This is a genomic window from Campylobacter sp. RM12642 (assembly GCF_020137635.1).
In the GTDB taxonomy this organism is placed as follows: domain Bacteria; phylum Campylobacterota; class Campylobacteria; order Campylobacterales; family Campylobacteraceae; genus Campylobacter_E.
Map to the genome: position 1 here is coordinate 1 of NZ_JACGAT010000053.1, position 2,414 is coordinate 2,414.

A 2,414-nucleotide genomic window follows, 5' to 3' on the forward strand; every position below is an offset into this window, starting at 1 on the left:
AAAAGATAAAAAGAAATTAGATGATTTAAAAGATTTAGTTTTTATAAAAGATAATAAAGTATTTAATAAAAACTATTTAATATCAGATGAAATAGCTTTGTATTTAGAATAAAGCTAAGTTAATTAGAACTTTATTAAAGTTCTAATTAAAACTTATAGCTAAATCCTAAGTTTAATCTATATCCTGTATCAAACTCATTAGAAATATTCTTTGTAAAATCAGCATTAATGTCTAGTTTAGAATTTGGTTTTACTAAAAATCCTATTTTAGCATTCAAGCCACTATCTTGGATATTGTTAAGATTGTTTTCTAAAAGAGCTACTACTTTACTTTTTGAAAGAGCATTTAGGTCTTTAAAGTATTGTAATTCAGTAACTAAGCTAAAGTTTTTGTTAAACTCAACTCCTGCTTTAACTCCTGCTTTTATACTAGTTGAAGACCTTTTTTAGTTTCTATACTTGCATTAGTTCCTTTTAAGTCTAAGTCCTTAAATCTAGTAGCTATTAATTTAATATTAGGCTCTAAGTAATTATTATTTATACTAAATCTATGTCCTAAGCCTAAACCTATTTGATATAAGTCTAAGTAATTAGTAGTATATAAATCAATCTTTTTAGCTTCAAATTTATTTTTTAATGTTACATAAGCTAAAGAATAATCAATAAAGCTTCCATTATAAAAATTAGTAGAAGCATAAGCTCCAAATGACCTTACATTAGTAGAAGAGCTTAAAGCTTTATTTATTTCTAATCTTGAAATATTTGCAAATACTCCATAAGTTAGATTAAATCTATCTAAGCTTATATTCTTATCTATACCAACGCTTGTGCCTTTGTTTCTTAAATCATTATAATTAGTCTTTAAATAATTATATGAATTATTCACCCAAAAGCCGTGATTTTTAATATCATCTCTTAGATAAGTAAATCTATCATTTAAAATATCTGCTTGATTTTTTGCTACATAATAAGGTGTATTAATTATGCTTTTTAATTCAGCTTTTGTATTATCGTCTAATAATTCACTCATAAAATAATCTTTATAGTTTTTATTAATTAATTCTGTTGTAGTGTAATTAACATTGCCTTTACCATCAATTATTGCTTGGATTTCATCTTTGCTTAATTCTTTACCAGCTAAACCTACACTCCAAACTTCTTTAGTTCCATTCTCATCTTGCATAGTTGTATAATGAACTAGATTAGGTGATAATAATACACTTGAAATAGGTGTTGTATAAGTTATCTTAAAGAAGTCTTTATTAACTACTTTAGGTGTTATAGCTATCATATCAGCTCTTGTAGAATTTGAATTAGTAGTATTTGAGTTGTTAGTATTATTAATAATTGCAATAGGAACATAGCCATTAATTAATAAGCCTAAGTTTGTATTAGAAATATTAATTATATTATTAAAGCCACTTGCACCATATCTTGCAATGATTGCTCCACTAAAGTGATTATATAAAGAAGTATTATATCCACCACCTGTTATATAAAAAGTAGAATGAGTAGCGTTTAGATTATTTACTGCTAATTGCCCTACTATTTTTGAATTAGTTGTAGTTAAGTTATTAGCTCTAATACCACCTTTAATAGCTGATTTTTCTATAGTGTAATCTCCACTTGTTATTTCTGCTTTATCATATACACTACTAGCATTATCATCTTTACCTTTTAAAAATACTTTAGTATCTTTAGAGCCTTCATTAGTATTATTTAAGAATACATTTGAGTTTGTAATCTCTCCTTTGTTTGCACTAATAGAAGTTGTTTTTAAATCTATATTTTTAATTACTAACTTATCATCTACTTTTATTGTTTGAGCTTTTATTTCATCGGTTGTTTTTATATCATCGTTTATAAAATCAATATTATTAGCATTAATGTCTTTAAAGTTGTTATTAGTAGTAGCACTAAGTTTACCATTATTTACTGATACATTGCCTAAAAAGGTATTATTATCAGCTTTTACTTCGGTATTTGTATTTGTAATAATTACATCGCCTTTAAAGGTATTGTTCTCTCCTTCAATCTTACCCATACTTACATTATCTTCATAAAAAGCTCCATCGGTTTTTAAAATACCACTACCTGTTACTTTTTCTGATACTGTTGAGCCTTCTTCTACATTTATAAAGCCTTCGTTTTTTATTTCTCCTTTGATTTCTGAGCCATTTATCACACTTACTTGTGCATCTTTGTTATCAATTACTATGCCTTGATTTAATGTAGCATTATCTAAGACATTGTTTTTACTATCGCCTGTAATAGTTAGAGTTTGCTCAAATGTAGAACCAACTGCACTTATGCTATCAGCACTAACATTACCTTGAAAAGTGCTTTTTTCATCGCTTAATAATTTATTTGCAGTTATATCTCCACTAAAGATTGTATTACTTGATTTAAAGTCG

Annotated in this window: 2 protein-coding genes; one reads left to right on the top strand and one right to left on the bottom strand. The window is 26.2% G+C overall.

Going from position 1 to position 2,414, the window contains the following annotated elements; genetic code table 11:
- Positions 1-228 precede the first annotated feature (228 nt).
- Positions 229-450, top strand: a complete 222-nt coding sequence (locus tag AVBRAN12642_RS09555) for a hypothetical protein (RefSeq protein ID WP_336608298.1) — start codon at positions 229-231, stop codon at positions 448-450.
- Here the strand turns inward: AVBRAN12642_RS09555 and AVBRAN12642_RS09560 are convergent.
- A partial coding sequence (locus AVBRAN12642_RS09560) for a hypothetical protein (protein ID WP_336608299.1) occupies positions 425-2,414 on the bottom strand: 1,990 nt, incomplete at its 5' end. The genes AVBRAN12642_RS09555 and AVBRAN12642_RS09560 overlap by 26 nt on opposite strands.

Excerpts from the sequence above, each read along its gene's own strand:
- AVBRAN12642_RS09555 (WP_336608298.1), top strand. The coding sequence starts at position 229 with ATGTCTAGTTTAGAATTTGGTTTTACTAAAAATCCTATTTTAGCATTC.